The following is a 25,909-nucleotide window of genomic DNA, read 5'->3' on the forward strand; positions in this document are numbered from 1 at the left end:
TTTAATCAAAAAAGAAGTGCTTTTTTGCACTTCTAATTTGTTTTTCATTAATAAAATTCTTTTTTCAAACTTCTACTGAATAATTTGTCGATTTCTTCTTCGCATTTCGAATTTTCGTACAAAACTTTGTACACTGCATTGTTTATTGGTAAATCCAAATTCATTTTGTCTGCTTGTAATTTAATAGCTTTTACAGTGTAGTATCCCTCAGCTAATTTGTCGTATTTTTCTGATTTTGCATACATTTCACCGAACATTCTGTTGTGCGAATATTGTGAAAACACTGTAGCCTCATAATCTCCCAAGTGACAAAGTCCGTACGCGCTGAGCTCTTTACCTCCCGAAGCTTTAATAAACCTTGCGACTTCTCTACAACCTCTACTCATTAAAGCTCCCTTCAAAGAACTTATTTTCATTCCATCCAACATTCCTGCAGCAATTCCAATTACGTTTTTGTAAGCTGCGCCGATTTCATTTCCAATCAAATCTTGACCATAATAAAATCTAATCAAATCTGAACTGTAATTTTCAATCAACAATTCTTTCACATCTTCATCTTCCGAATCAATTACCATACAATTTGGAACATTGCGGTAAAATTCTTGTGGATGACCTGGGCCAATCCAAGCTGCAACTTTGTTAGATCCATCCATAATTTCTTTGCAGACTTCTGATAATCTTTTTCCAGTCGAAATCTCAATTCCCTTCATATTAGTAACGATAATTTTATCCTTAATTCCAATTGAATTAAGTTCTTCACACACATTTCTAAAACCTTGTGCATTTATACTAACATGAATAACATCACATTCTTTTGCTCTTGTGATATCATCGGTTAATTCCAAATCATCTTGCAAAGTAATAATTCCATTGCTACGACTTTTCTTAAAGTTTTCGAAATCTTCAGTTCCATTCAAACCATACAACAAAACTTCATGACCAATTTTTTTCAAATACCAAGCGATGAAACTTCCCCATCTGCCAGGCCCTATAACCATAATTTTCATTATATACCTCTTTATTTCTTTTTGTTAGATTTCTTATTATTTTCTTTATTAATAGCTCTCATTCTAATCATATTCATCCACAAAAGTGTGTTGTAAATTACAAATATAAGATATGTTAAGAACACATATACCTTATTAGGATGGTAATAAATCAACATAAAACCTATTAACAAAACGATAAAACTTCCGTATTCGAATTTTGTTCTTTTTCTTTCAAGACTTTTTGGTAAAATCATTTTATTTTGCGACGCATAAACTGCCCACGCAAGTAAAATTAACAACGCTATAATATTGTGGCCTCTAAGTAGAGTAGATACGAAAACCACCATCAAAACATTTGATATTGCCAATATAACATTGTCTGCATTTTTAGTATTATTTTTCATCATATCACCTAAATAAATTATAACATATTAGCAAATTTAAAATAATGTAAAACTTTTAGTTCGTAATAAAAAATCCTGTTATCAAATGCTTGATAACAAGATTTTGTCAACATAAAATTATTTTTTTGCTTTTTGTTCCTTGTCTTCTTGTTTCTTCTTTTCGATGTAAGCTTGTTGTTTTTGTTTAATCAAATATTCTGCTGCAATTCCTGGCATTGTCATTGCTATTGGATCAAGGATTTCCTTTAATTCATCTTCTGTTAAGATTTTTTCGTCCAATACGATATTTCTAACAGTAATTCCTGTACTCAATGCACGTTTTGCGATTTCAGCAGATTTTTTGTATCCGATATGAGGAACAAGTGCTGTAACTATTCCTACAGATTTTTCGACGTCGTTTGAAAGTTTTTGTCTGTTTGGTTTGATACCAATTATGCAGTTTTCTCTGAAAGTTTTCACTGCATTAGTCAATATAGATATAGATTCAAATAAACTATCGAACAAAACCGGTTCGAATGCGTTAAGTTCCAATTGTCCGTGTTCTGCACACATTGTAATTGTATTATCGTTACCAATAATCCTGAATACAACTTGGTTAACAACTTCTGGAATTACAGGATTTACTTTTCCTGGCATTATTGATGAGCCGTTTTGTCTTGGTGGAAGCTCAATATCTCCTACCATTGTCTTTGGTCCTGAACTCATTAATCTCAAATCACTTGCCATTTTTGACAAACTTACAGCTGTTGATTTTACGGCTGAAGATATTTCTACAAGTCCATCAAGGTTATTAGTTCCATCTATTAAATCTTCTGCTTGATGCAAATCAAATCCAGTTAATTCTGCAAGAATAGGAACTATATTTGTAAAGTAAACTTTGTCTACATTTACTCCTGTACCAATGGCAGTCGCTCCCATATTTATAGATTCGATTTGATCTGATGATCTTCTAATTCTTTTGATATCTCTTTTTATTACTGAATAATATGCGTGGAATTCTTGTCCCAATCTAATTGGAACTGCATCTTGAAGTTGAGTACGTCCCATTTTAAGTACATCATCAAATTCCACTGATTTATTTAGCAAAGAAATCTCTAATTGCTTTAATTCATTTAAAGCTTTTATTAGTAGTCTTAAAGTTGCAATCTTACCTGCAGTTGGAAAAACATCGTTTGTAGATTGACTCATATTAACGTGATCGTTTGGATGAACATATTCATAAGTTCCCAATCCGCCGCCAAGTTTTTCGTTGGCAATGTTTGCAATAACTTCATTTGCATTCATGTTAGCAGTAGTACCTGCTCCACCTTGAATTGGATCAGTCAAAAATTGATCGTGATATTCTCCTTCAAGAATTTTGTCACATGCGTAAACGATTGCGTTTTTGACATCTTCTCTCATAATTCCTGCTCTGTGGTTTGCAATTGCACAAGCTTTTTTAACTATTGTCAATCCATAAATTAATTCTTCGTGTAAAGTTCTTCCTGTTATTGGGAAATTTTCCATACCTCTCAAAGATTGCACACCGTAATATGCATCTTTTGGAACTTGTTTTTCACCAACACTGTCAGACTCTAATCTGTAATCCATATTAACCCCCAAAAAACGTTTATTTATTACATTACAAATTGATATTAACACTTTTAAAATCCATTGTCAAAATTTTATAAAAATTGATTTTAAAAATAAAAATCAGCCGATATTTCAAAGTTTGAAAAACTTTTTATCGACTGATAATAAATTTATTTTGTAATTTTATAATCCCAATTCATCTTGTCTCTTACGAAGTCTGGTAATTATATGGTCTTCATCCAGATTAACCATATCGTAAGTAATCAATGTGTCTTTTGGTATATCAACTTTTGCAGTTGTTTTTTCTGTGATGATTGGCATTGGCAACAAATTATTTTCCATTTGATGTTTGTGAGATGTAATTTTACCGAAACAATCGTGTCCACCGATACCTTCAATTATTTGGCCTTTTTTGATGTCTCTTTTTGCAACTGTAATTGTATCAGAAACTTGACCGTATTTTGGATAAATTGTCGGTTCTTTCTCTACAATTGCATCGTAAATAGTAAGTGGAGTTTCCAAACTTGTCAAATGATATGGTCTATACAAAGTATAGTTTGGTCCTTTACCCATTGACAAATATTCCATCAAATCGTGAACTTCGTTAGTATCGTGAGTTACAATAGCAAAAACTCCCGGCGCAACTCCAAATGCAAAATCAACTATATTGTAATTATTTAAAATTCCGCCTTGTTCTTTTAATTTAAATTCGTCAGCAATATCGTGAATGTTTGTTGTAATTCCATGACAACCCAAAACATCAGGAGTAAATCCCAATGCATTTGCAACAGCAGTTAGTTCAATCATCGTATTAGTTCCATCTACAAATGATGTCAACATTTTTGGAACCAAACCTTTTGACAAGGCTTCTTCTCGTAAAATATCTTCATTAGTGTAATTATCCAATGGATTGTTCTTGCCCTTACCTACAGCTAATAATTTGAATCCCAATCCAAGCGCAAAATCTGACAATTGAATTATAGCTCCTGGTTCATCTCCTGCAGATCCTGTGTACACAACACCTTTTTTCTTCGCCATTTCGTTCAAAATAGGTCCAACAACAGCGTCACATTCTACATTTAATAAAATAGTTTGTTTTTCGTGTTCAATACTTTCAACTGCAAGTTGTGTCCCAAATGGAGGATTTCCTGTAGCATCAATTACGCCATCAATCATGTCCAATTTGTAACTCAAAGTATAATCATCACTTACTACGAACGAATTATTTTTAATAGCATTTTCTGCAACTTTCAAATCAGTTGTTTTGACAATATCTACATCTTTTACACCTGCTTTTCTCAAGGCAGTCACGCACTTGTCGACGTGTCGATCTACAATAACAGATGGTCTCATTCCTTTGATTCTACTCAACTGACTCACAAGACCTGATCCCATTTTGCCACAACCAACCAAACCTACTCTAACTTTTTGACCGTGGTTATCTAAGTCAATAAGTTTTCTTTGCATTTTATTCATTTAGTTCTCCTTTTTAATTATAGACATCGCACAAGAATACGCCGATGAAAAAGCCCATTGAAGATTATATCCACCACAATCTCCGTCGACATCCATAATTTCACCAATAATATACAGATTTTTTATTTTTTTTGATTCCATAGTAGAAGGATTGATCTCATCTGTGTCGACTCCTCCGCAAGTTATCTGACCAGAATCCTCATCCTTGTATCCACTAACACTAAATTCCAAATTTTTAAGAGTGTGTGCTAATTTGTAAATTTCTTCCTTGCTAAGCTCGCACACATTAATATCATAACTTATACCTGCTTGATTCAAAACTTCTTCAATCAAATTGTCGTTAATCAAACCGACCAACAACTCATTTATTTTCTTATAATAATTTAAAGATATTATGTAGATTAAATGCTCATACAATTTATTTTCATCCAAATCTACAGTGTCAATTCTTATTTTGACATCTAATCCCTTGTTTTTAGCTCTGATTGCTTCTCCTGATAATTGCAAAATAGTTGGCCCACTAATTCCATAATCAGTGAACAAAACATCATGATAAAATTCGAAAACTTCCTTGTTATCTACAACTAATTTTGCATTAGCTTTGAATTTTGTACCGCTCATTTTTTTGAAACTATCTCCATTAAGTCTCAATTGCACAATTCCTGGATGAGTTTTCACTATATTGTGTCCCAGTTTTTTCATAAGAATGTATCCATTTCCATCAGAGCCACTTTTTTTGTAAGCCTTCGACCCACAAGCTATTATCAAATAATCAAACTTATACAATGAACCGTTGGATTTTACTTCAAAAACATCTCCGTTTTTTCTAACGTCATCAACAAAACTATCGTAGATGAATTCTACTTCCAAATGATTTGCTAAGCACATCATTTGTTTTACGATTGATGAAGCTTGTAAACTTTTCGGAAAAATCTTGCCATTTTCAAGCTCAACTTCGGGAATTCCCATATCATTAAAAAACTCAATAACATCGTAATTATCAAATTTTTTGATAGCACTTATTGTGAATTTTGGATTTTCACCATGATAATTCTTGTACGATACATTTCTGTTAGTAAAATTGCATCTACCGTTACCTGTTGCATAAATTTTCTTCAAAGCGTTGGCGTTTCTTTCAATAACAGTCGTGTCTATGTAATTTTGTTTTAAAAATAATGCCGCAAAAACTCCACTAGCTCCTGCTCCAATAATTCCTACCTTCATATTCCCCTCAATTCCCTAAATCGTAATAAATTTGTAACTTATTAAGTTCAATTCTATGATATTATAATGATAAGAATAAATGGTTGTTCATCCTCCTAATATGAACTTGCCAATGTTATTTAAGTAGCAAATCTATCCCAAAGGTTTGCTACTTTTTTTATTACGATATTTATTCTATCACAAATTGCTCAAATTATTATAATTAAAATTTAATTAAAACATTCAAAAGCCAAATTTTCTCAAATTTTAAATGATAATTAATATTGACAACTCAAAATTATTTTTTTAAAATATAAATGAGAATTGCATTCACTATTAATCATTTCTACATGTAGGAGGAAATAAAATGTATAATAAATTAAATTTTAAACGATTAATAGCGGGACTTTTATTGATGTCAATAATTTCAACAAACATACCCCAAATTTCATTTGCTTCAGGAAATTATGAAAACTCAAAGGATATTACTATTTCAGAAATAAACGATAATAGTATTAAGGTTAATTCTTATGAAAAAGAAGAGATTCTGAATATAATTGATTCAAAAAACGAAACTAAAATTGAAATCAAAGACATTAATACTGGAAAAATCGAATATATAATTTATAACAAGGAAGATGATTCGATTTATTCTTCAATTACTGGAAATACAATATACAATAATGAAATAAGCTTTTATAAATCCGATGTATCATATATTACGAAGAAATTATCTTTTGCAGAAATTAGAAGTGCACTAGGAAATGTTTCATCTGCTGGTGGAGTGTTAGCACTTATACTTGCAAAATTTCCCGGTGGAAAAAAGCCTTCCAAAATCATAGGATATATATCATCTCTTATGGGTGGTGCTGCTACTTTTGGAATACCGAACGATCGTAATCATGGATTAACATTTAAAATAAAGGTTACAAAAATGTATAGGTCGAGATTAGGTAAAAGACATGTATACAAAAGAATGCACGATATCGTGTCGATAAGAAGGTACTAATGAAAAGCAAAAAAATAAAAAAACTTGTAGAATTTATTTATTTAATCACATTAATAATTATGTTTTTAAATTTCAACGAAATAATAAAATTGAATAGATTAATCGAAGGCTCTCTTATTTTTTTTAACATAATATTATGTTTTATCTACTACAACGTACTTAATAAAAACTAGAAATAATCATAAAAAACAGTGATGCAATTCTCTATAAATTAGAGTAAACTTTTACAAAAATAACAATACAAAAAATGCTACATACATTAGTATGTAGCATTTTTAAAAATTTTATTGGAATTTTTCATCCAAGAATTTTATAATATCCATTGATTCATACATTGGTTTTCCATCAATGAAAAGACAAGGTACTTGATCTTGTCCACCCTTTTCGATTAGGTATTTTTCATTAGCTTCGTCAGCTTTGATGTCTACTAATTCAACATCCTTAATTCCTTTTTTTTCTATAAATCTCAATACTTTCTTGCAGAATGGGCAAGTTTCTTTGTAATACAATTTTAAATCCATAATAATCTCCTTTTCGTTAAATTCTTTGATACAATATAGATACCCAAACAAAAAAAATATAAACATGAACAAAAGGAGTTTTTATGATAACATATAAATTAGATGTATACATACTAGAAGATTATATTGATTTGTTAATAAAAAAACTAGGCGAAGAAAAAATCATAACCATAGGAAATTACGATTATTGTTATACTACATCAAAAGTAAAAGGTCATTTTATGCCCAATGATTTAGCAAATAATTTTTCTGGTGAAAAAAATATTATCAACGAAGTCGACGAAATCAAATTAGAATTTCGCACGACAGAAAATAATATCAAAAAATGTATACAAATTATCGAAGATGTTCATCCGTATGAAGAATGTGTGTATGATATTTTTGAAATAAAAAATTTTAAATAATAATAATAGGAGATGCAATGGGAAAAATTAAAACTATTTGTGGAATTTGTCCTGGTCAATGCCATGTGGAATGCGACATGGACGGTAGAAAGATAAAATCCATCAAAAAATCAGACGAAAAACCTTCCGCTCTTTGTTTGAGAGGATTGTATTCAGACGAAATTCTAAACTCAGAAGACAGATTAACTGATCCTTTGATTAGAACTGGTGAAAAAGGAACACTAGAATTCAAAAAAGCTTCATGGGATGAAGCCATGAAACTTATCAAAGAAAAATGTTCTAAAATAATTGAACAATACGGTGCAAAATCAATTGCAAGTCATTTTGGTAGAGGCGCATTCGACACAACTTCGAACGATTTTATTTCAATTCAAATGCCTAACGCTGATAACGGAGGATTCTTGTCTCCAATAGGAAGTCCGAACAACGGATCAGTTGGCTCATTATGTTTCGTATCGTTTGGCATATTTGCTCCTCAAACAGTTTTTGGATTAAGTGCACCGAATCTAGTTTGCGATTTGCAAAACACTGAAATGCTTTGCGTGTGGGGTGCCAATCCCAAAACAGATTCTCCTCCATTTTTCTATAATAATATGGTAAAAAGAAAAAATGAAGGAATGAAAATCATAGCCGTAGACCATTACAATTCAGATATTATCGAATATGCTGATTACAAATACATCGTCAATAGTGGTACTGATATAGTACTAATTCTTGGAATGCTAAATTACTTAAAAGATAAACTTGACCAAGATTTTATCGAAAAATACACTTACGGTTACGATGAATTCAAGGAATATTTTACGCAATTTGATTTGGAAAAAACATCAGAAATCACTGGACTTGAAGTTGACGAGGTAAAAGAGTTGGCAAATTTACTCTTTGACAACACAGTTGCTCTTAAATCATACACAGGACTTGAATATTCACACTGTGGAGTTCAAACAATACGTTCATTGTATATTTTATGGAGCTTATTGGGAAACTTAGATATCAAAGGCGGACTTTTGATTAATAAAAACAAGCCAATGAAGAGAGTACAAAACCCACCGAATAACGCAAAAAATATCGAAAAAATCGGTTCAAAGGAATTCCCTCTTTTCGACAAATTAATCGGTCAACCACAATTTACGAAACTTCCACAAGCAATATTAGAATCCGATCCTTATCCAATAAAAGGTCTAATTAATTTGGGCTCATGTATGTCTGTAAATTATCCTAACAGTCAACTTTACAGAAAAGCGTTAAAAAGTTTGGATTTCTTCGTAACTTGTGACAGATTTATGACTGAAGATGCATACTTTGCAGATGTCATCCTCCCTGCTACAACTTATTACGAAGAAGATCGCTACGCAATATATCCAGACCGCATCGAAATCAAAGAAAAATTAGTAGAACCATTGGGCAATTCTCTTCCAAATATTTTTATTTTGAAAAAAATTGCAGATGCATTAGGATTTGGTGAATACTACCCTGAAAATTTCGATGATTTATTGGATAAAGCTTTTTATCACACACCAGAAATTTTAAAAGAATTGAAGGAAAAAGGCGTATATCATTTCGACAAAAAGCCAGAAGTGTCTTACAAAAAATACGATTCATTTAATACAGAAACTGGTAAAATTGAAATTCATTCAAAACTTTTAGAAAAGTATGGATTCTCACCTATCCCAGTTTATGACGACGGATTTGAAAATAAGCACGAAAAATCAGAAAAATTATCCAAATATCCATTTACTATGAACACAGGCGCAAGAATTCATACAACATTCAGAACGCAACATTTGAACATCGATGGATTATTAAATCATCAAGAATACCCACAAGTTATAATGAATGAAGATGATGCTAAAGAATTAGGAATTGAAAATATGGATTTGGTTGAAGTATACAACGATAGAGCAAGTGTAATCCTTCAAGCAGTTACTAATAATATGTCAAACCGTCACGATTTGGAAATAAATGTCGGCGGTGGTTCATTCAGCCAAGATGACAATTGGAAAGATGCGAACATTAATATGTTAATTGACAACGAAATCTTCGATCCAATTTCAGGATTTCCAGTTTTCAAAAGACAACATTGCAATATAAGAAAAGTAAAATAAAAACAAAAACCTTCTGCGGCTTTAATTTGAGCTACAGAAGGTATTTTTTTAGAAAAATTTCAAACAAATAAATGCTGTTAGAACTGCTAATATAATTGTTAGTCCAACATTTTCTTTCAAATAAGCGATAATAATAGCTACGATTGAAGCTACAATTGTAGGAACTAGCATTTCACTTGAAGCTGTTAGAATTCCTCTTATTACCATGATACTTAATGATGTATATGGTATTATATTTAAAAATTCAGCGGTTTGTCTGGAAAGTTGTTTTCCTTTTAAATATTTTAGAGGTAATATCTTAGGAACCGCTGTAACTAAGCTACATAATAAAATTAAAATTATATTATACATTTTGACCTCTTTTCATAATTACTTTCAATCCGATGAATGATGATAATAAAATTGCTAAGATTATATCCCATCCAGATGGTATAAATTTCAAATAAAAAATAATTGCATAAGTTACAACGCCAATCAAACTAACTACCAAACCATTCGAACTTTTCTTAATAGATGGTACTACCAGTGCGATAAACATCGCAGTAAGTCCTACTTCTAATGATGTTTGGACTGATTTTGGCATTAATTGTCCTATTAAATATCCAACTGGTGTAAATATTCCCCAAGCCAAATAAGGTCCTAATTCCACTGCCAACGCAAATTCTGTGTTAAGCTTTTCTTTGTTAAAACTCATCACCGAAAATGCTTCATCCGTTAACATAAATCCTATTACAGGAAGTGCTTTCGGATTTATTTTTTGTGTATGAATTCCCAAAGATGTCGACATTATGAACAATCTCAAATTTAATAAAAATACCGACAACACGATGGAAAACATACCTACTCCAGCACCTAATAATTCAACTGCCATGAATTGTGCTGCTCCAGAATAGAAAACAAAAGAAAACAAAGTCGAATCCAACATGCTAATGTTTTGACCTTTGCACAACAAACCAAAAGCCATCGCTATAGGAATATATCCCAACATAATTGGAGACGAAAATTTGATTGCTTCTTTAATTCTATTTGAATCCATTAAATTTTCCTCCATTCCATTTTTATTACAAACATTTAAACGTAAGAAATCATAATCTACAAGGATTGCAGATTATGATTATTTTATTTCTCTTCTATCCAAAATAGCCTTGTACAAGCTCATTTCGTCATAATATTCCAAATTAGCTCCCAATGGTACTCCCATTGCAATTCTGGAAACTTTTACGTTATATTCTTCATTTTTAAGAACTTCTATTATGAAGTTAGTTGTTAAATCTCCGTTAGTTGTTGGTGATAATGCTAGGATAACTTCCTTAACATAATCTTTTTTACATCTCAAAAACAAATTTTCCAAATTCAAATCTTGCGGAGCGATATTATCCCTTGGAGATAATAATCCACCTAAAACGTGATATTTCCCATTGTATTCGCCAGTTTTTTCAATTGATATTACATTCATTGAATCTTCAACGACAGTTATGACACTGTTATCTCTTTTTTGATCGGAACAAATATCACACAATTTTTTATCAGTAAGATTTCCACAATTAGCGCACGGTCTAATATTAGTCTTCACATTTACAATGCTTTCTACAAGCTCATCGACTTTTTTAGGATCCATGTCTATAATTCTATAAGCTAATCTTCTCGCACTTTTTCTGCCAATAGTCGGCAAATTGGACAAATTTTTAATCAATTCATCCATTGCTTTAGGGTATAGTGACAAAATTATCCCCCCTTATTTAGAATCCTGGAATATTAATTCCTCCAGTGATTTTCCCAAGTTCAGACTCACTCATGTCCAATACTTTTTTGATAGCATCATTAACAGCAACCATCACCATGTCTTGAAGCATTTCAACATCGCCATCTTTTACCAAATCTTCATCTATTTTAATAGAAACTATTTCTTTTTTGCCGTTTGCTACAACTTCGATAGCTCCGCCACCACTAGTTGCAGTAACTTCAGTTTCTTCTAATTTTTTTTGAGTTTCTTCCATTTGTCTTTGCATTTTTTGCATTTGTTTCATCATGTTACCCATGTTTCCCATACCAGGCATTCCGCCTCTAAATTTATTTCCCATAATTCCTCCTATTTTTCAATTATTTGAACATTTTCTCCAAATAAATTTTGTAATTTTTTAACATTCTCGTTTACTTTTTTCTCTGCTTCATCGTCAATTTGTAAATCTAAAACCTTAAAATCGTAATGCGGTTTAAGTAATTGTTCAATAACTTTCTTATGAGGAAGCAAAGTGTACAAATACAACTGATTAGTCTTCAAAACCAACTTGTCATTCTCCAAACTAGCTTTGATATCATCAGCTAATTCTTTTGGAACTTTGTCGAAATCTCTTAAAACTTCTCTTAGTTTTCCAAATGAATCATCATTTTCGACAAACTCTTCGTCACTTTTGTCGTCGATTTTTTCATCATTTTTTATTATATCATTTTTATCGGATAATTCATCTGATTTTTCTGCTTTTTCTGAAGATTTTTGTGAAATTTCTATGTTTTTATCGATTTTTTCATCAAATTCGACTAATTTTTGTGTAGAATTGATCTTAATCCCGTTTTGTTCAATATTGTTGAGCTTATCTTCCAAAGTATTCACTCTGGCAATCAAATCGTCGTAATCGATATAATCTATTAGTCTCATTACCAAAATTTCAAGCAGAGCTTTTTGATTATCAGCTTGTTTAAGTTTTTTCTGATGCTCTATTATAATCGACATACTTTCGACTATTTGCCTATTCGTAATCAATTCAGATTGTGAATTGTAATCATCATTGTACTGAGTGTTGTTCTGTCTGATGTTTTCAAGACCATTTTTTGACAACAGCAAATTTCTAAAATGATTTAACAGCTCATCCATAACATTTTCGACAGGCTTATTGTGTGATATTGTGTACAAATTATTCAAAACTTCTGCGGCATCTTTTTTTATGATGCTATTGACAAGCTTGAAAATTCCTTTATTGTCGACAATACCAAGTATATCATTTATATCTTGTTTTGTTATATTTTCTTTTTCAATGCTAAGAACTTGATCCAAAATAGATAATGCATCTCTCATTGCACCATCAGCTTTGTTCGCAATGAGTTTAATCGCATCGTCGTCCATTTTTCTGTTCAAATCGTTCAAGATATATTTGATATTATCTGAAATATCCTTGGCATTAATCATCTTGAACTCATATCGTTGACATCTGGATAGAATTGTTTGAGGAATTTTGTCAATTTCTGTCGTGGCTAGTATGAACACTAAATGTTTTGGTGGCTCTTCCATGATTTTAAGTAATGCGTTAAATCCTTCATTGGTAATCATGTGAGCTTCGTCGATAATGTAAACTTTGTATTTTAATTTTGTAGGCGGATAAATTACTTTATCGCGCAGTTCTCTGATATCGTCAATTCTTCTGTTACTAGCAGCGTCCATTTCCACGATATCTAATGTAGATTCTTCCAAAGAACTTAGGCAATTTTCACATTTGTTACAAGGATTTCCATCTTGTAAATCCAAACAGTTGATAGCTCTTGCAAAAATTTTCGCACAACTAGTCTTCCCTGTTCCTCTTGAACCGGAAAAAATATATGCGTGAGAAATATTTTTCGTTTCGATTTGATTTTTTAAAATATCAGTTATATGTTTTTGACCATAAACTTTATCGAAAGTATCCGGTCTATATTTTCTGTAAATAGCTTGCATAAATACCTCGTTTCAATTGTTAAACTACGAGTAATTTTTCGAATTTGTTTTCTAATTCAAAAATAATATAAATCTTTTAATATTATATCACATTTGATAATTCTTGAATTCATAGTAAAATAGTAATAGAAATTTTATTTTTAAAATTTTTGAAGGGGGATTTTTATGATGAAAAATATTGACCCATTTTTATTGACGATTTTGGGATTGATAGTGCCTGGACTTCTTACTGGAGTCGGTGCAATTCCCGTTTTTTTCACTAGAAATGTTAGTCAAGGTAAATTAGATGTATTTTTAGGGACAGCTGCAGGTGTCATGCTTTCTGCGACTTGTTTTTCATTAATTTTACCTAGTATCGAAGAAAACGGTGGAGGTTTTAGAGGAGTTTTAATAACTTCACTTGGAATTTTTGCTGGAGCTGTGTTTTTGGATTTAATCGACAAATACTCTCCTCATGAGCATTTATTGGACAAAAGAGTTGAAGGGAATCCTTCAGATTCTTTGAAAAAAATATGGTTGTTTGTAATTGCGATTACAATTCACAATTTCCCAGAAGGTATGGCAACTGGAGTTGGTTTTGGAGGAGATTCAGTAGCAAACGGTCTTCCAATCGCAATAGGAATTGGTCTACAAAATATGCCTGAAGGTTTGGCTGTAGCTTTGTCTTTGGTTAGAGAAAATTACACGGTCAAAAAAGCATTCTTAATCGCATTATTTACAGGATTAGTAGAACCAATTGGAGCGTTTTTAGGTTACGGACTTGTAACTTGGTTCTCACCTATTTTGGGATTTATTTTGGCTTTTGCAGGAGGGGCGATGCTTTTTGTAATTAGCGACGAAATTATTCCTGAAACTCACAGCAACGGATATGAACGCCAAGCGACTTATGGAATTATAATTGGATTTATTATAATGATGATTTTAGATGTTGCTCTTGGCTAAATAAAAAAGCGGCTACTTGTATTTGATATGTACCCTCTTTACTGGACATCCAGTAAGGAGGGTATTTTTATGAAATATAGTTATGAATTTAAAAGAGAATGTGTGCAGTTGTATAGAGAAGGTAAATGGCCTAATACACCTGAAGGAGTTAAAGAAAAGAGATTTCATGACACAATTAAAGAATGGTTTAAGTTAGAAGAAAAGCATGGTCCAGAAATTTTAAAACATGGAAATAATATCGAGTGGACAACTGATGAAAAGCTAGAAGTGGTCAGCAAAGTATTAGCTGGAAACACAATAGGTTCTGTAGCAATTGAAATCGGAATTAATCGTGGACAACTTTATTCATGGGTTAACAAGTATAAAAATTATGGATATAATGGTCTTGTAAATAGAAAGAGAGGTTGTAAATCTAAAAATACAAGCATGAAAAAGAAAAATATCCATAAGCCAAGGAAACTTAATGAATCTGAAAGAGAAGAGCTCATAAGACTTAGAGCGGAAAATGAATATATAAAAGCAGAAAACGAAATAATAAAAAAAGAGATCGCCTTGAGAGAAGAACGTTACGCTGCGCAACTCAAGGCGAAAAAGCAGCGATTGTCAAAGAACTTAAAGAAAAAGGATACAGACTAAACTATCTTTTAATAGCGATTGATTTGCCAAAATCAACATACTACTTTGAACTGAATAAAGTGGATAAGATAAAAGTTAAGAATCGCCCTATCGCAGATAAAATAACCGAAATATTTAACTTGCACAAAGGAAGATATGGTGTAAGAAGAGTGTATATGGAGTTAATAAATCAAGGGTATGTAATAAATCATAAAAAAGTTCAAAAGATCATGCATGAGCTAAAACTATTTGGGAAAAGGTCTAAAGAGAAATATCACTCATATAAGGGAAAGATAGGTAAAGTTGCAGATAATATCATCAATAGAGAGTTCAAAGCAGACAGACCTTTACAAAAATGGACCACGGATGTATCTGAATTTAAATTTTCTTGGGGTAAATGCTACATATCTCCAATACTTGATATGTATAGCAATGAGATTATCTCATATGACTTATCTCTAAGTCCTAATTTAAAACAAATATCGAATATGTTAAGAAAAGCATTTAGCAAATTTCCAAAATTAAATAACTTGATACTACACTCAGATCAAGGTTGGCAATACCAACATAAATATTATGTTAATGAACTAAAAAAACATGGTATAAGACAATCAATGTCAAGAAAAGGGAATTGTTACGATAATTCTATTATGGAAACATTCTTTGGAAGATTAAAAAATGAAGTTTATTATGGCTGTGAAAAGAGCTATAGCTCCTATGAAGAATTTTCTAAAGCAATAGAAGAATACATCTATTATTACAATAACGAAAGAATTCAATCAAAAACAAAATGGATGCCACCTACAAAATATAGGTTAGCATCCACTACAACTAATTAATTAAATATTGTGTCCAGTTTTATGGGTACACATCAATTAAAAGTAGTCGCTAATTTTTTTGATTATAAAGCTTGAATAGCTGCCATAGTTACATAGTTGTATGGTTGATTGTAATGTGGCAAGAAGAATATATCAGTAAGAGCTAGTTTGTCGATTGTAACGTGTTCTTGGATTGCCAAGCTAAACATGTGAATCATCATTGAAATATCATATTCACTCATTATTTGACAACCTTTGATTTCGCGTGATTTTTTATCGTAAACAATTCTGATAGTAACTTCTTTGTTGTTTTCTTCCATAAATGGTGGTTTTTGTAAATCTGTGAAATCAGTGTATTCAACTTCCATTCCTAATTTTTCAGCATTTCTAACTGTCAAACCTGTTGATACCATGCACAAATCGTAAATTTTAATTCCGTTTGATCCTTGGACGCCGTTTGATTCTAATTTTGTTCCACAAACATTGTGACCAGCAACTATACCACTTCTTACAGCGTTTGTAGCTAATGCAACGTATTCAAATTTTCCTGTTGCGTTGTTGAAAATAACTGTTGAATCTCCAACTGCAAATACATTTTCATCTGAAGTTTGTTGATGTTTGTCAGTGATAATTGCTTTATGATCGTTCAATTTCAAATGATCTTTTGCAAGTGAACTGTTTGGTTTAAAACCAATAGACATAACAACCATATCGCAATCGTATTCTGCTTTGTCAGTTATTACCTTATTTACTTTTCCATCAGTTCCTTCTAATTTTACAACTTCTTCATTGAATACTAAATTTACACCGTGATTTTTAAGATTTTCTTCCATTTTCTTGCAGAATTTGTCGTCATAATAACCTCTTAAAACAGTATTACCGTGTTCTATCAATGTTGATTCTTTGCCTAATCTTTTAAAAGCTTCAGCAAGTTCTGTTCCTATGTAGCCTGCACCTACCACTACAACTTTTTTAATATCTTCGTGATTAATCTTGTCTATGACTGATTGTGCATCTTGGAAAATTTTAACTTTTTGAACATTTTCCAAATCCATTCCTTCGATATCTGGTAAAATTGGTTGAGATCCTGTAGCTAATACCAATTTGTCGTAAGATTCTTGAATTTCTTTTCCGTCTTTGTCTTTTGCATAAACAATTTTTTTGTCGTAGTCGATGTTTTCTACTTTAGTTTCCATGTGAACTGTAGCGCCTTTTTGTTCAAAAACCTCTTTGCTACAATAAAATAATTTTTCTGGACCTTTAATTTGCTTTCCAATCCACAATGCCATTCCACAACCTAAGAAAGAAATATTGGAATTTTGATCAAAAATTACTAATTCTTCATCTTTGTAGTTATCCAATATTGTGTTCGCGCAAGCTGTACCTGCATGGTTAGCTCCAATTAAAACTATTTTACTCATTATATTGCCTCCTTTTTTTATTTCCTACTAGATTTGTAGGATTAATAAGTAAAAAAATATTTGTTTGATAAATAACAAATCTTTACGCCTATAATTATATCAAATTTGTAATCATTTTTCAATATGCAAACTATTTCTTTTTTTCTGAGTTCATATATAATAGTATTATGGAGGTAGAAAATTGAACAATTTAAAATACTTGAAATTACTTGCAAAAGAATTTCCTACGATTGAACAAGCAGCCAACAAAATAATCAGTTTGACGTCTCTGTCAGTTTTACCAAAAGGCACAGAGTACTTCTTATCTGATTTGCACGGACAATACGATAGTTTCAACAGAATTATTAAAAGTGCTTCTGGTAATACCAGAATTAAAATTGACCTTGAATTCAAAGACAAATTATCGGAATCAAGGAAAAATCAGTTGGCCAATTTAATTTACGATCCTAAGACAATTATCAATATTACAAAGGAAAACGATGAATTTACAGAAAAATGGATAAGAGATACGATTTTTTATCTTATAAGAATCGCTAAAAGAGTTGCCAGCAAATATTCTAGACAAAAAGTCAGAAATCAAACTCCTTTCTACTACAGAGATTTGATAGATGAAATGCTCAACATTCAATACGAATCTTTGAATAAGAAAGAATATTTTAATCAACTTTTAGATAGCATCATTAAAATAGAAGTCAGCGAAGATTTTATAATAACTTTGTGTGAATTAATTCAAGATTTGAACATTGACTGGCTTCACATCGTCGGAGATATTTTCGACAGAGGAAAAAGACCGGACATTATTATGGATACTCTTATTGCTAAAAAAGATGTGGATATTCAATACGGCAACCACGATGTTACATGGATTGCAGCGTATCTTGGTAGTTATGTGAATGCGTGTAACGTCGTTAGAAATGCAATAAGTTACAATAATTTTCAATCTTTGGAAGATGGTTACGGAATTAATTTGAGATTATTGTCTACATTGGCAGACGAATCATATTATGATGATCCATGCGAAAGATTCAAAGTCAGAATCTTGGACGATAACAAACACTCAGAAACTGATTTGCTTCACGCAGCAAGAATGCACAAAGCAATTTCTATAATTCAATTCAAATTAGAGAACCAACTTTTCAAGAGAAATCCAGAATTTGAACAATTGGACAGATTATATCTTGAAAGGATTGATTTTAAAAATGGAATTTACAAGGATGCAAATGGTAAGCCTCATGCGCTTTTGGATATAAAATTCCCTACAATTGATCCTGAAAATCCTCTTGAGTTAACACCAAGTGAACAAGAAGTTGTCGAATGCATTTCAAAATCCTTCAGAACAAGTCACAGATTAAAAGAGCACATGGACTTTTTATTCTCGTATGGTTCAGTGTACAAAATTGCAAATAGCAATTTGCTTTTCCACGGATGTATTCCAATGAATAAGGACGGTAGTTTTGAAGAATTCACTTATCAATCCAATACCTACAGTGGTAAATCACTTTTGGATTTCTTCGAAGGAATTATAAATTCAGCAAAAAACATGGATGACAATGACCCCGACAGACAAACAGCGTTGGACTTTTTCTGGTATATGTGGTGTGGTCCAAAATCTCCTATGTTCGGGAAAAGCAAGATATCAACATTCGAAAATTTCTTCATAACTGACAAAGATGTCAGAAAAGAAGTAAGTAATCCTTATTTTAGTTTAAGCAAGATTGAAAAATATGCAGACAAAATATTTGAAGAATTCAATATGAATCCTGAGACATCTCACATAATTAACGGACACGTTCCCGTTAAAAGCATCAATGGAGAAAAACCAGTATCAGCCAATGGCAAAACTTATGTAATAGATGGCGGAATTTCAGAAGCTTACCAAAAGAAAACAGGAATTGCTGGATATACGTTGACATTTAACTCACATCACTTAGCCATAGCAAAACACAAGAATTTCAAAGTAATGGAATCAGTTCACGGTGCGTACACTCCAGAAGTTACAATCACGGAAGAATTTCCAAAAAGAATGCTCATAAAAGATACCGATGAAGGAGAAGAAATCCTAGAACTGATCGAAGATTTGGAAAGTTTAATTGAAGCGTACAGAAGTGGTACAATTCAACAAAATTCAAACTAATACCAATCATGACCACCCGTAAAACGGGTGGTTTGTTCAAGGGCTATAAGCCCGAGTGATACCAACCAGCGTCTCAAGGCGCTGGTTTTCACTCCGTTCAAACCTAACTGTTTTTGCCACTTTAGCCTATCCCTGAAAGGGATTTTTAATTTCTATTTCATAAACGGATCTGTATATTCTTTTACACTCAATTTATCAAGTGCTATATCATGTTGCTCTTGTTCTCTTATATATTTTGCTATTGTCTTTTCATTCAATCCCACTGTGCTCACATAATATCCTTCTGCCCAAAAATGACGATTGCCAAATTTGTATTTTAAATTCGCATGTCTGTCAAACATCATTAGAGCACTTTTCCCTTTTAAATATCCCATAAAACTTGATACTGATATTTTGGGTGGAATGCTTACTAACATGTGTACATGATCTGGCATCATATGCCCTTCTATTATTTCTACTCCTTTGTATTTACAAAGTAATTTGAATATTTCTATGAGACTTTCTCTATATTGATAAAATATCACTTTTCGTCTATACTTTGGAGTGAAGACTATGTGATACTTGCACATCCATTTTGTGTGAGACAATGAATTAGTTTTATTTGCCATAAAATCACATCTTATTATTTTAGGTCTGAACAACTCTATTATAATACTTGGTGATTTTTTTGGTATAACCTAAGAACGCCTACCCGCATAGCGGGTAGTTTATTGTTTCGTTCGCAAGCGAACTCAACTGACTAAAGTCATCAAAAATCAAAAAAACTAATCTTGGAAAATCCAAGATTAGTTTTTCTTATAATACACCGAATTTATTAAATGGAAAATATCTCAAAAAAGCTCTACCAACTATCGCCTTTTTCTTTATCGGTCCGAATATTCTGCTATCATTAGATTCTCGTGGGAGTCTGTTATCCCCCAAAACAAAATACTCATCTTCTCCTAATTCCCATTTTGTTTCATTTCCTGAAACAAGAGTCGTTTGACTACTTGTATAATTTTCATTCAATTGTTCGTTATTGACGTATACTTTATTGTTTTTTAATTCAACAGTATCGCCAGGTAATGCTACAATTCTTTTGATGTAGTCACGACCAGATTTATCCGGTGCGTGAAGTTCTATAATGTTACCTCGCTTTAATTTGTTCTTAAAAATCCCCATCCTGTTGACGAAAATTCTGTCCCCGTTTTCAATTGTAGGATTCATGCTATTTCCTTCAACATGAGTTGTGCTAATAACAAAATTTCTAAGCAGTAATGCTAACACAATGGCAATTCCTATTACAAATAACCACTCAAAAAAAGATTTTGCTTTTTCTGTCATATTTACAATTCCCTTTCTAATATTTACTAATTTGATTATAATACTAATCAGTAAATGTGTAAAGGTTGCTAATTTATTATCGTAATATAAAATTATTTGTAAAAATTATGAATTAAAAACTTCTCTGTCCAATTCGCCTTCACTTGCCGCAACTATAACTGCTGAAGAACCTGCTGCTGTAACATTTGTAGCAGTTCTGCCCATATCTGCAAGCATTGAAATAGGGCTCATCAATACAACCATTTCAACAGGAAGTCCCATTGCTGCGAACACTGCAGTAGTTGTGATTGTTGCAGTTCCAGGAACTCCGACTGTACCCAAAGACACTGCCAACGCTACTAATATTAGCATTACATATTGTCCAAATGAATAGTGAATTCCTATAACATTAATTGTCAAAATTGCGGATAATATAGGCCAAAATCCTGCACAACCAGGCATACCAACAGTTGCACCAGTCGAAGCGACAAAAGTTGCTATTTTTTCAGAAACGCCTAATTTATTTGTTAAATTTTCAGTATTTGCTGGGATACATCCCACAGAAGATTGTGTTGAGAATGCAATCAATTGAACTGGCCAGAATTTTTTGAAGAATTTGATTGGATTTACCTTTGCAAATAGCGCCAAAAGTGCGCCTGTTGTGATATATGAATGGAAAATTGATGCAACATAAGTCAATATCAACACAACAATCAATGGCATCATGCTAGCCATATCTGTTCTACTAACAGCGTTCGCCATCAAGGCCAATACAGCGTAAGGAGTGAAGTCTATAATCATTCCTGTAAATCTAAAAATAACTGCTGCAGCTGAATCGATAAAATTCAAAAATGGTTTTGCTTTTTCTCCTTCTCCTCTTTCTTCTAATTGCAATATAGCTAATCCCAAAAGAACAGAAAATACAATTATAGGAACTACTTTTGCTTCTGCTGCATTTCCCAAGACATTATCTGGGAAGAAATTTACAAAAGTTTCCGCAAAAGTTGGAACTTCCTTAGCTTTTGCATCTGCTGCCAAAGTTAATGAACTTCCTTGTCCAATTTTAAATGCAACACCTAAAATCAAACCTACAAGTGAACCTAAAACATTGTGTAAACTTAAAATACCAATTGTTTTTGTTCCGATTTTCTTCATTTTTTCTATACTTTCCAAAGAAACTACAGTACTAACAATTGATGTGAATAATAATGGAATTACTATCGCAAACAATAAATTAGCATAAATAGATCCAAATACTTTTACATATTCTGTGTTTCCTTTAAAAATAAATCCTACTATAATACCTAGAATTGCAGCTACAATTGTTATTGTTCCGAAGTTCATTTTCTTCTTAGCCATGAACATCAATAAAGCAAACAATACTAAAGTAACTGCTAATGCTACAAATTTCATGTAAACACCCCTTTTTGTTTTATAGTTATATATTATAGTATATTGAGTACAATTTTCAAATTTAATTTTAAATTTTGCAAATTTTATTTACTTAATTCTGCACATTATTCAATAATTTTGATTTTTCTTACGATTTTTTTGCAAAAAAATTTTTATATCAGAAAATACATATCCCTAATACTACTAATGAAAATCGTTTGATATTTTGTAAAAATAGTGCTTATTTTATCTACCACTGTTATATATATGAATTATTTAATTTTTGAAATATTTTCAATAAAAAATCAGAGGCTATTAACCTCTGACTTAAAATCTATTCATACATTTTTAATAAAACATCTTCAGCTTTTATCGGAAGAGTATCGAAAGTGCAACCAAGTGCGTTTAATATCGCTCCATTAATAGCCGGTGCAGGTGTGTTTGAAACTATTTCTCCAATTGATTTTGCTCCGAATGGACCTGTAGGCTCATAACTTTCACAAAAATCAACGTGAATATTTCCGATGTCTTTTCTTGAAGGCAAATTATACGAAATAAATGAATGTTCTTTTAATCTTCCTTCATCATCCCACAATGAATCTTCATACAAAGCATATCCTATCGATTGACCAATCCCGCCTTCGACTTGAACCGTAGCCAATTTTGTATTCATAACAGTTCCGCAATCGACAACCGCTGCGTAATCTTCTACTTTGATTTCTCCTGTTAATTTGTCGATACTTATTTTGGCAAATCCCGCCATATATGGTGGAGGTGATGTTTTTGAATCGAAGTTTCCCACGCCAATTAATTGCATACCGTTTGGTCCAGTGGATAAATCTCTAGCCAAATCTTTGATTGCAATTAATTTTTTATCTTGCAAATAAACTTCTTGATTTCTAATTTCTAACCATTCTACGGAAGTTTCAAATCTCATAGCAACACGTTTTTTGATTTTATTTAACAAATTTTCACACGCACGGACAACTGCACTTCCTGTTATATACACACCACTTGATGCATAACTTCCCGGATCAAATGGAGTTATATCAGTGTCTGCGATTATTGGAATAATATTGTCCATTCCACATTGCAACACTTCATTTGCCAAATTCACCATGATAGAATCCGTTCCTTGTCCAACATCTGTAGGACTCATCAACAATGTATAATCACCTTGTTCGTTTAATCTAACTTCAACTGTTGAAGTGTCGACGTTTTGAATTCCGCTTCCTTGTTGAGCAATTGCCATTCCAACAGAAATTATTTTATCTTTTTCTTCTTTGAAAGGATAATATTTATCCCATTCAATCATTTCTCTTCCTTTTTCGATGCATTCATTTAATTTGCAACTTTTGACATCTATTCCGTACGCCAGAGTTTTTTCTCCTTCACGAACAGTGTTTTTAAGTCTTAGCTCAACTGGATCCATGTTTAATTCTTTGGCTAATTTATTTACCATAGATTCTAATGCAAATGTTCCTTGAACTGCACCGTAACCACGAAAAGCTCCTCCAGGAAGTTTGTTAGTGTATACAACTTGTCCGAAAAATCTAGCGGCTCTCATTCTGCTGTACAATGGAAGTGTTTTGTTACCAACCAAATTCAAAGTCGTAAATGCGTGATAACCGTAAGCGCCTTGATCAGATAACGCATAAATGTCACAAGCTTCAATTGTCCCATCATTTTTGGCACCAATTTTAACTTTAACTTTCATTTGGTGGCGTGAGTTTGAAGCTTCAAAAGTTTCTTCTCTGTCAAATACAAGGATTGAAGGCTTTCCTGTTTTTAAAGTTACAAATCCAGGATAAATTTCTGTTACACTTGTTTGTTTACCACCGAATCCTCCACCTACTCTTGGTTTTATAATTCTGATTCTTGAATCGCTAATTCCCAACGCAACAGATAATTGTCTCTTGATGTGGAATGGAACTTGTGTAGATGAAATGCAACACAATCTATTAAATTGATCCATGTAACAATACGATCTGTAAGTTTCCATCATGCAATGTGCTTGTGCTTTCGTTGTAAAAGTGTCTTCCAATACGACATCACATTCACTCATTACCTTGTCGACATCTTCGCCCCAAGATTCCTTCTTTTCGCCAACTATATTCCTTTTCGTATCGTACCCAAAAACTTTCGTTGGCCCATTGAAGAACACGTCTTCTTCGTGAACGACAATTTTATTGTCGATAGCTTTTGTGTAATCAAGTAATGGAGTTTTCACATCGTATTTGATTTTAATTCTCTTCATAGCTTGATTACAAACTTTTTCGTTAACTCCAACTACAATTGCTACAGGCTCTCTCATGTATCTAATATTTTTTGACAAAATCGACATATCGTATGGACTTGGTTCTGGATAAGATTGTCCTGCCAAAGTAAATTTATTGTCGAAAACATCTTCATAAGTGTACACTGCAACAATTCCATCCATCGCTTCTGCTTTTGATTTGTCTATTTCTAAAATTTCACACCTTGCATACGGACTTCTCATCAACTTTATAATAAGTGCGTTAGGATCTTTCAAATCCTCTGTATAGACAGGTTTACCAGTAACTAATGAATTTGAATCTATTTTCTTGAAATCTTTATTTATCTTCATCATCAATCTCCAAATATTTCTTAATAGCTCTCATTTGAGAAGCATAACCTGTACATCTGCATAAATTTCCCATCAAATAATCTTCGATTTCTTCATCTGTAGGATTTTTGATAGTTTTCTTCAAACTCAAAACATTCATTATAAACCCCGGTGAACAAAAACCGCATTGTTCCCCACCTTCTTCAGTCAAAAGTTCTCCGAATTTTCTTTGGCTTTCAGAAATTCCTTCCAAAGTTGTAATCTTTTTGCCTTCACATCTTAATGCCAAAATAGAACAAGAAAGTACTGGAACATCATCCAACCACACAGTGCAAAGACCACAATTTGATGTAGTACAACCACACTTCACCGATTTATAACCTAAATCGCGAAGCACATTGTACAAAGTAGTATCGCAATCAACACTAGCTATATGATTTTTATTGTTAACATTTAATTCTATAATCATTGCAATTCACCTAACGCTTTTTCCAATAATCCAACAAATAAAAGTTTTCTGTATTTTTTCTTCGCTTTGTTATTTGACCCTATATACTCATCAATTAATTCCAATGTCTTTTCTCTATCGAATCCATTAGCATTAATCTCATCAGAAACATCTCTCATAACCATTGCTTTTTGAGGTCTCGCGCCAAATACTACCTTGTATTTCCCATCTATTTTAGAAACACTTACAATGGCAATTGGAAAATCCTTACAGCAAAGTCTTTGAACGAATTGTACGCAATTAATGTTTTTGTTTGGAATTATTACTTCTACCAAAATATCCTTTTTGATATCTGAATTCAGAAATTCTTCAACACTCATCACACCATTATTGTACAATCTTACTTTTGCATCTAATAATAACAATACCGGCAAAAAATCAGAAAATGCATATCGTGAAAACACACTTGCTCCGACTTGCGCAGTGTTTCTTAGTTGAGTTGACACGATTCTTTTCAAAGATTTAGGAATAATTCCATCACAAAATTCTTTAAAGAAATCATTGTATTCCAAATCTCTGTATGTAGTAGTTGCTCCGATTTTTATTTCATCGTCTTCAACTTTTATGTAATTTAAATCTAATTTTGACAAATCAATCCCAACATTGTAAGAACGACTGCCAGCTTTAAGAAAATGACATCCACCCAAAATTTTATTCATTTTTGATTTCATCAATAACTCATAAGCTTCATCCAACGTTTCAGGACTTTTGAAATCTCTTAATGTAAACATAACCACTCCTTGATTTTAATCAGTCTATATTATATCACAAAAATAGTCGGCTATCTTTTGACAACCGACT

Annotated in this window: 25 protein-coding genes; 7 read left to right on the plus strand and 18 right to left on the minus strand. The window is 32.1% G+C overall.

Annotation, left to right across the window (positions count from 1 at the left end):
- Positions 1-47 precede the first annotated feature (47 nt).
- The 5 genes from HMPREF0391_RS02745 to HMPREF0391_RS02765 all read right to left on the minus strand — a co-directional run bounded on the left by HMPREF0391_RS02745 (position 48) and on the right by HMPREF0391_RS02765 (position 5,665).
- The gene (locus HMPREF0391_RS02745; protein ID WP_002835332.1) at positions 48-1,007 is read right to left on the minus strand and encodes an NAD(P)H-dependent glycerol-3-phosphate dehydrogenase; all 960 of its coding nucleotides are present in this window, start codon (positions 1,005-1,007) and stop codon (positions 48-50) included.
- An 11-nt stretch (positions 1,008-1,018) separates the two neighbouring features.
- Entirely contained in the window at positions 1,019-1,393 is a 375-nt protein-coding gene (locus tag HMPREF0391_RS02750) for a hypothetical protein (protein ID WP_035109227.1), read from the minus strand.
- A gap of 117 nt (positions 1,394-1,510) precedes the next feature.
- On the minus strand, positions 1,511-2,983 hold the full coding sequence (locus HMPREF0391_RS02755; RefSeq protein WP_002835334.1) for an aspartate ammonia-lyase: 1,473 nt from the start codon (positions 2,981-2,983) through the stop codon (positions 1,511-1,513).
- Between the two features lie 165 nt (positions 2,984-3,148).
- Positions 3,149-4,441 carry an NAD(P)H-dependent oxidoreductase gene (locus HMPREF0391_RS02760; protein ID WP_002835336.1) on the minus strand — a complete coding sequence of 431 codons (1,293 nt, stop codon included), beginning with the start codon at positions 4,439-4,441 and terminating at the stop codon, positions 3,149-3,151.
- Positions 4,442-5,665 carry an NAD(P)/FAD-dependent oxidoreductase gene (locus tag HMPREF0391_RS02765; RefSeq protein WP_002835338.1) on the minus strand — a complete coding sequence of 408 codons (1,224 nt, stop codon included), beginning with the start codon at positions 5,663-5,665 and terminating at the stop codon, positions 4,442-4,444.
- A 346-nt stretch (positions 5,666-6,011) separates the two neighbouring features.
- Between HMPREF0391_RS02765 and HMPREF0391_RS02770 the strand changes: the two genes are divergently transcribed.
- A complete protein-coding gene (locus HMPREF0391_RS02770; protein ID WP_002835340.1) occupies positions 6,012-6,653 on the plus strand; it encodes a hypothetical protein in 642 nt (213 codons plus the stop codon).
- A gap of 284 nt (positions 6,654-6,937) precedes the next feature.
- Here HMPREF0391_RS02770 and HMPREF0391_RS02775 read toward each other — a convergent pair whose 3' ends face one another.
- Complete coding sequence (locus HMPREF0391_RS02775) at positions 6,938-7,174, minus strand: glutaredoxin family protein (RefSeq protein WP_035109230.1); 237 nt, start codon at positions 7,172-7,174, stop codon at positions 6,938-6,940.
- Between the two features lie 83 nt (positions 7,175-7,257).
- Between HMPREF0391_RS02775 and HMPREF0391_RS02780 the strand changes: the two genes are divergently transcribed.
- Both HMPREF0391_RS02780 and HMPREF0391_RS02785 read left to right on the plus strand, forming a co-directional pair.
- Positions 7,258-7,578, plus strand: a complete 321-nt coding sequence (locus HMPREF0391_RS02780; RefSeq protein WP_002835343.1) for a hypothetical protein — start codon at positions 7,258-7,260, stop codon at positions 7,576-7,578.
- Positions 7,579-7,595: 17 nt separating this feature from the next.
- On the plus strand, positions 7,596-9,683 hold the full coding sequence (locus HMPREF0391_RS02785; RefSeq protein WP_002835344.1) for a molybdopterin-containing oxidoreductase family protein: 2,088 nt from the start codon (positions 7,596-7,598) through the stop codon (positions 9,681-9,683).
- Between the two features lie 48 nt (positions 9,684-9,731).
- Here the strand turns inward: HMPREF0391_RS02785 and HMPREF0391_RS02790 are convergent, their stop codons facing one another.
- From HMPREF0391_RS02790 to dnaX, 5 genes are all read right to left on the minus strand, one after another.
- On the minus strand, positions 9,732-10,034 hold the full coding sequence (locus HMPREF0391_RS02790) for an AzlD domain-containing protein (protein ID WP_002835345.1): 303 nt from the start codon (positions 10,032-10,034) through the stop codon (positions 9,732-9,734).
- Entirely contained in the window at positions 10,027-10,719 is a 693-nt protein-coding gene (locus tag HMPREF0391_RS02795) for an AzlC family ABC transporter permease (protein WP_035109231.1), read from the minus strand. Before HMPREF0391_RS02795 ends, HMPREF0391_RS02790 begins: the two co-directional genes overlap by 8 nt.
- Before the next feature lie 78 nt (positions 10,720-10,797).
- On the minus strand, positions 10,798-11,406 hold the full coding sequence (gene recR / locus HMPREF0391_RS02800) for a recombination mediator RecR (protein WP_002835347.1): 609 nt from the start codon (positions 11,404-11,406) through the stop codon (positions 10,798-10,800).
- A 16-nt stretch (positions 11,407-11,422) separates the two neighbouring features.
- Positions 11,423-11,764, minus strand: coding sequence for a YbaB/EbfC family nucleoid-associated protein (locus HMPREF0391_RS02805; RefSeq protein ID WP_002835348.1), 342 nt, complete (start codon positions 11,762-11,764; stop codon positions 11,423-11,425).
- Positions 11,765-11,772: 8 nt separating this feature from the next.
- Positions 11,773-13,389, minus strand: a complete 1,617-nt coding sequence (dnaX, locus tag HMPREF0391_RS02810; protein WP_002835349.1) for a DNA polymerase III subunit gamma/tau — start codon at positions 13,387-13,389, stop codon at positions 11,773-11,775.
- A 165-nt stretch (positions 13,390-13,554) separates the two neighbouring features.
- Here dnaX and HMPREF0391_RS02815 point away from each other — a divergent pair, with 165 nt between their 5' ends.
- The 3 genes from HMPREF0391_RS02815 to HMPREF0391_RS02825 all read left to right on the plus strand — a co-directional run bounded on the left by HMPREF0391_RS02815 (position 13,555) and on the right by HMPREF0391_RS02825 (position 15,785).
- Positions 13,555-14,331, plus strand: a complete 777-nt coding sequence (locus tag HMPREF0391_RS02815; protein ID WP_002835350.1) for a ZIP family metal transporter — start codon at positions 13,555-13,557, stop codon at positions 14,329-14,331.
- Between the two features lie 69 nt (positions 14,332-14,400).
- Positions 14,401-14,967: a helix-turn-helix domain-containing protein gene (locus HMPREF0391_RS02820; protein WP_035109160.1), complete on the plus strand. Its 567-nt coding sequence runs from the start codon at positions 14,401-14,403 to the stop codon at positions 14,965-14,967.
- Positions 14,931-15,785: an IS3 family transposase gene (locus HMPREF0391_RS02825; RefSeq protein ID WP_035109162.1), complete on the plus strand. Its 855-nt coding sequence runs from the start codon at positions 14,931-14,933 to the stop codon at positions 15,783-15,785. Before HMPREF0391_RS02820 ends, HMPREF0391_RS02825 begins: the two co-directional genes overlap by 37 nt.
- A gap of 62 nt (positions 15,786-15,847) precedes the next feature.
- On the opposite strand, the gene nox is transcribed toward HMPREF0391_RS02825, so the two are convergent.
- Positions 15,848-17,185: a H2O-forming NADH oxidase gene (gene nox / locus HMPREF0391_RS02830; RefSeq protein WP_002835351.1), complete on the minus strand. Its 1,338-nt coding sequence runs from the start codon at positions 17,183-17,185 to the stop codon at positions 15,848-15,850.
- A 181-nt stretch (positions 17,186-17,366) separates the two neighbouring features.
- Here nox and HMPREF0391_RS02835 point away from each other — a divergent pair, with 181 nt between their 5' ends.
- A complete protein-coding gene (locus HMPREF0391_RS02835) occupies positions 17,367-19,319 on the plus strand; it encodes a fructose-bisphosphatase class III (RefSeq protein ID WP_002835352.1) in 1,953 nt (650 codons plus the stop codon).
- A 152-nt stretch (positions 19,320-19,471) separates the two neighbouring features.
- Here the strand turns inward: HMPREF0391_RS02835 and tnpA are convergent, their stop codons facing one another.
- The 6 genes from tnpA to HMPREF0391_RS02865 all read right to left on the minus strand — a co-directional run bounded on the left by tnpA (position 19,472) and on the right by HMPREF0391_RS02865 (position 25,839).
- Positions 19,472-19,927: an IS200/IS605 family transposase gene (gene tnpA / locus HMPREF0391_RS02840; RefSeq protein WP_002834753.1), complete on the minus strand. Its 456-nt coding sequence runs from the start codon at positions 19,925-19,927 to the stop codon at positions 19,472-19,474.
- A 187-nt stretch (positions 19,928-20,114) separates the two neighbouring features.
- Entirely contained in the window at positions 20,115-20,642 is a 528-nt protein-coding gene (lepB, locus tag HMPREF0391_RS02845) for a signal peptidase I (protein WP_002835354.1), read from the minus strand.
- Between the two features lie 105 nt (positions 20,643-20,747).
- The gene (locus HMPREF0391_RS02850; protein ID WP_002835355.1) at positions 20,748-22,034 is read right to left on the minus strand and encodes a dicarboxylate/amino acid:cation symporter; all 1,287 of its coding nucleotides are present in this window, start codon (positions 22,032-22,034) and stop codon (positions 20,748-20,750) included.
- A 313-nt stretch (positions 22,035-22,347) separates the two neighbouring features.
- Positions 22,348-24,621, minus strand: a complete 2,274-nt coding sequence (locus tag HMPREF0391_RS02855; protein ID WP_230454533.1) for a xanthine dehydrogenase family protein molybdopterin-binding subunit — start codon at positions 24,619-24,621, stop codon at positions 22,348-22,350.
- Positions 24,608-25,069 carry a (2Fe-2S)-binding protein gene (locus HMPREF0391_RS02860; protein WP_002835357.1) on the minus strand — a complete coding sequence of 154 codons (462 nt, stop codon included), beginning with the start codon at positions 25,067-25,069 and terminating at the stop codon, positions 24,608-24,610. The genes HMPREF0391_RS02855 and HMPREF0391_RS02860 overlap by 14 nt, the downstream gene beginning before the upstream one ends.
- Positions 25,066-25,839: an FAD binding domain-containing protein gene (locus HMPREF0391_RS02865; RefSeq protein ID WP_002835358.1), complete on the minus strand. Its 774-nt coding sequence runs from the start codon at positions 25,837-25,839 to the stop codon at positions 25,066-25,068. The genes HMPREF0391_RS02860 and HMPREF0391_RS02865 overlap by 4 nt, the downstream gene beginning before the upstream one ends.
- Positions 25,840-25,909 lie beyond the last annotated feature (70 nt).

The organism is Finegoldia magna ATCC 53516 (assembly GCF_000159695.1).
Taxonomy (GTDB): domain Bacteria; phylum Bacillota; class Clostridia; order Tissierellales; family Peptoniphilaceae; genus Finegoldia; species Finegoldia magna_F.